We start from the raw sequence: 3,909 nt of genomic DNA, 5'->3' as shown, positions 1-3,909 counted from the left end.
CGCGCGAGCGCATCGAAGCCGCGACCGGGCGCAGCTTCGCCGAGCTGGTGGCGGAAGAGATCTGCGCTCCGCTCGGCCTGACCGGGGTGCGGGTCGCCCGCGACCTGTCGGACATGCAGGCCATCGCCTGGCCCGAGGGGCGCGACTATCACCCGGGCTGGGTCTATCACGGGCTGATCCTGGGCCCGGCGCGGGCGGGGGCAGAGCTGCTGCACGGCCTCGCCATGGGGCGGCTGCTGTCGCCGGACAGCCTGCGGCAGATGCAGCAGAGATATCCGATCGGCGGTCCGATCCCGGGGCGACCCTGGCGTGAGACCGGCTATGGGCTGGGGCTGATGATGGGGCCGCTCGAAGGGGCGGGCATGGTCTGGGGCCACTCGGGCTCCGGCCCCTTCAGCGTCAACGCGATCTATCACTTCCCCGGCCTTGCCGATGCCCTGACCGTGGCCTGTTTCACCGATGGCCAAGACGAGGCCCTGGCGGAATGGGAGGCGGTGCGTATCGCCATGGAGGCCGCATCGGGCTGAGCCTTGCCCGACCGCAGGGCGTCGGGCGGAAACGAGACGGGGCGCCCGAAGGCGCCCCGTTTCCTGTCTCTGCAAAGGCGTCCCACGCCACCCCGGTTCCGGTTCCTGAAAGGGCGCCGGGCGGCGCCCCTTGCCTGTGCCGGCGCCGGGCCGGACCTTACTGGAACTGGCTGTGGATGGCGTTCAGCGCTTCCTGGTCGACGCGCACATCCATGCTGCCCTGCACCTCGTCGGCATAGGCCGAGTAGAGATCCTGCGCGAGGCCGCTCGAGACCTGGCTGGTGATCTGCTGGCGCAGCAGCGCGGTCTGCTCGTCTTCCTCGGCGGGCGGGGTGACGGCATCCAGCCGGGTGAGGATCACCGCCCCGAAGGCCGAGGAGATCATCGCGGCGCCTTCCTCCATCTCGAAGACGCTGGCGTTGTAGCCCGTCGCGGTGCCCAGCACATTGCCACCCCGGGTGATGCCGGTCTCGGTGGTCAGTTCGAGACCCTCGGCCTCGGCGACGGCCTCCAGCGTCTCGCCGGCGTCGAGGCGCGACAGGATCTCTTCGGCACGGGCGGTCAGGGCGGCGTCGGTCTGCTGCGCTTCCCAGTTGTTCTGCACCCGGTCGCGGACATCCTCGAAGGCCTCGGGGGCCGGGGCGATCACCTCGTCAAGACGCAGGGCGAAGATGCCGCCATCGTCCAGCTCGGCGATCTCGGGATAGTCGCCCTGCGCCACGGCAGCGGCGGCCTCGTCAAAGTCGGCATAGCCGGCGATCCCCTCGGAGAGGCCGTCGTACCAGTCGATGCTGCCCAGCTCCATGCCGGTCTCTTCGGCCAGCTCTTCCAGCGTCGCGCCACCGGCCAGCAGGTCCTCGGCCGGTTCGGCCTGCAACGAGACCTCGCGGCGGGCGGCATCTGCGGCCAGCTCTTCGCGGATCATCAGGCTGGCGGTGCCGTAGTCGACATTGTTCGCCGCCAGCACGCCATTCACCCGGAACAGCGCCGGCCCCAGATCCGACGGCAGCGGGCCGACGACATCACCGCTCTCGGCGGCGAAGACGGCCTCGCCCGCCGCGCCGAGGGCGGCCTGCGAGACATCGCCCCGGTCGACATCGGTCAGGGTCAGGCCGCGATCGGCAACCAGCGTCTCGAAGTCGGTCTCGCCTGCGTCCAGCGCGGCCTTGGCGGCCTCGGCAGCGGCCTCGTCGGAGAAGGCGAGGCGCTCGACCAGGCGGCGCTCGGGCTGCTCGAACTCGTCGATGCGGCTCTCGTAGACCTCGCGGATGCGCTCGGCATCAACCGGCACGGTGTCGATCAGCGCATCGGGCGAGAGCATGGCATAGGTGATGCGCTTCTTCTCGGGGGCGGTGTAATCGGCGATGTTCTCTTCGTAGAAGGCGCGCAGCTCTTCCTCGGAGGGTTCTGCGAGCGCTTCGGGCAGGTCGTCCTGGTCGAGGCGCAGCAGGGTCACGTCGCGGGTTTCCGCGATGTAGCGGGTCAGCACATCGGCATAGGTCGCAGGCATCCGGGTCGCGGCGATCACCGCCGCCTGCAGGACCGAGCGCGCGGTCTCGTCGCGCAGGTCGCCTTCGAATTCCTTCTCGGACAGGCCGGCCTGTTGCAGGGCAAAGCTGTAGGTATCGCGCGAGAAGGTGCCGTTCGGCCCCTGGAAGGCCTGGATCTGCATGATCTGCTGGCCGAGGGTGTCGTCACCGACTGAAAGACCCAGACGCGCGGCCTCGGCATCCAGCGAACGGTCGCTGATCAGCTGCGCCAGCACGCCCTGGGGAATGCCGAAGCCCTGCGCCTCGGCCAGGGTCAGCGGGCGGCCGAGCTGCTGCTGGCCCAGCTGGTTCATCTGCGTCTGCAACTCGCGAGAGTAGCTGTCGATCCGCACCGGCTTGCCGTCGACCTTGGCGACCGAGCTGACCGAGCCGGTGAAGCTGGTCGCGCCGAAGCCGCCGAGGCCCAGGATCAGCAGGGCCAGAAGAATGTAGACCAGCCCGTTGGATGCTTTGCTCGCCATGCGGCGCCTCCGATCTCTGTCTTGCGCCGCGCCAGGGCTCTGGCGGGGCCTGTTTGATATGCGTCTTGATAGGCGTCAGGGGCATCGATGCCCCCCTTGCCGGTCTTGTTAAAGCCTTGCCCGGACAGGGGCAAGCAGCGCCTCGGCCGGGCTCAGCCCGCCGCCCGGCTCTCGATGCGCGACAGGAAGGCCTCGATCCCCTCGAGGTCCAGATTGGCCACCGCGACGCGCATCTGGCGCTGGCCCGCGGCATCGCCGGCGGGGGTGAACATGGTGCCCGGCAGCATGAGGATCCCCGCGTCGCGCACCAGCTTCGGCGCCAGCGCGCCCGAGGAGATCGCGAAGGGATGACTGAGGTAGGCGAAATAGGCGCCCGCCGAATGCAGCGTCCAGCCCGCCTGCGCCAGCCGCGACCGCCCCGCCCAGAGCGCGCGGCCCCGCGCCAGGATCTCGGCACGTTCGCCCGCCAGCCATTGCGAGAGGTTCTCCATCCCCCAGAGCGCGGCGATCTGGCCGGGCTGCGAAGGGCAGATCGCCACGCAGTCGAGGAACTTCTCGATCTCGCTCAGCAGCGCCTGCGAGGCGACCACGGCGCCGGTGCGGTGCCCGGTCAGCCGGTAGGCCTTCGAGAAGGAATAGAGATGCACCAGCACCTCGTCCCAGTCGGGATCGGTGAACAGGTCATGCGGCGCCTGCTCGGACGAGTGGAAATCGCGGTAGGTCTCGTCGAGGATCAGCGCGATGCCGCGCGACCGGCAGAGGTCGCGGAAGGCGGCGATCAGCTCGGGCGGATATTCCACCCCCGCCGGGTTGTTGGGCGAGACCAGGGTGATCGCGCGGGTGCGCGGCGTGATCAGCGCGGCGGCCTGCTCGGGGTCGGGCAGCATGTCGGTGCCGCAGGGCAGGGGCACGGCGGCGACGCCGGACATGTCGAGCCACATCTTGTGATTGAAGTACCAGGGCGTCGGCAGGATCACCTCGTCCCCCTCGCCGGCAAGGGCGAAGATGGTCGCACAGAAGGCCTGGTTGCAGCCGGCGGTGATGGCCACCTGCGACGGCGCAATCTGCCCGCCATAGGCCAGCGACCAGTCGGCGGCGATCTTCTCGCGCAGGGCGGGCAGGCCCAGCACGGGGCCGTAGAGATGGGTCTCGGGCCGCGCCATGGCCTCTTGCAGGGCGGCGATCAGCGGCGGCGGCGGCGGAGCGACCGGGGCGGCCTGGCTGACGTTGATCAGCGGGCGACCGGCGGGAAAGTCGACCCCGTCCAGCCAGCGGCGGGCCTCCATCACCGGGGGCAGGAAGGTGGCGCTGGCGCGGGACTTGGCGGGGATCATGGCGGCCTCTGCTGATGTGTCGGGCGACGCTAGCAAG

The 3,909-nt window shown here is 70.0% G+C and carries 3 protein-coding genes; 1 reads left to right on the top strand and 2 read right to left on the bottom strand.

Annotated features, from left to right (window positions below):
- Positions 1 to 527: serine hydrolase (locus tag OS124_RS0109810; protein ID WP_010139392.1), on the top strand; the 527-nt coding region annotated here is incomplete at its 5' end.
- 157 nt (positions 528 to 684) lie between these two features.
- Here OS124_RS0109810 and OS124_RS0109805 read toward each other — a convergent pair.
- Positions 685 to 2,538, bottom strand: a complete 1,854-nt coding sequence (locus OS124_RS0109805) for a SurA N-terminal domain-containing protein (protein WP_010139391.1) — start codon at positions 2,536 to 2,538, stop codon at positions 685 to 687.
- Between the two features lie 152 nt (positions 2,539 to 2,690).
- Positions 2,691 to 3,872 carry an aminotransferase gene (locus OS124_RS0109800; protein ID WP_010139390.1) on the bottom strand — a complete coding sequence of 394 codons (1,182 nt, stop codon included), beginning with the start codon at positions 3,870 to 3,872 and terminating at the stop codon, positions 2,691 to 2,693.
- Positions 3,873 to 3,909 lie beyond the last annotated feature (37 nt).

It is taken from the genome of Oceanicola sp. S124, assembly GCF_000220565.1.
GTDB lineage: Bacteria > Pseudomonadota > Alphaproteobacteria > Rhodobacterales > Rhodobacteraceae > Pseudooceanicola.
The sequence above is the reverse complement of the archived record's forward strand: the minus strand, read 5'-3'. Positions and strand labels throughout refer to the sequence as shown.

Bases quoted from the DNA above. Each gene is read 5' to 3' on its own strand.
- OS124_RS0109805 (WP_010139391.1), bottom strand. From the start codon at position 2,538: ATGGCGAGCAAAGCATCCAACGGGCTGGTCTACATTCTTCTGGCCCTG.
- OS124_RS0109800 (WP_010139390.1), bottom strand. From the start codon at position 3,872: ATGATCCCCGCCAAGTCCCGCGCCAGCGCCACCTTCCTGCCCCCGGTG.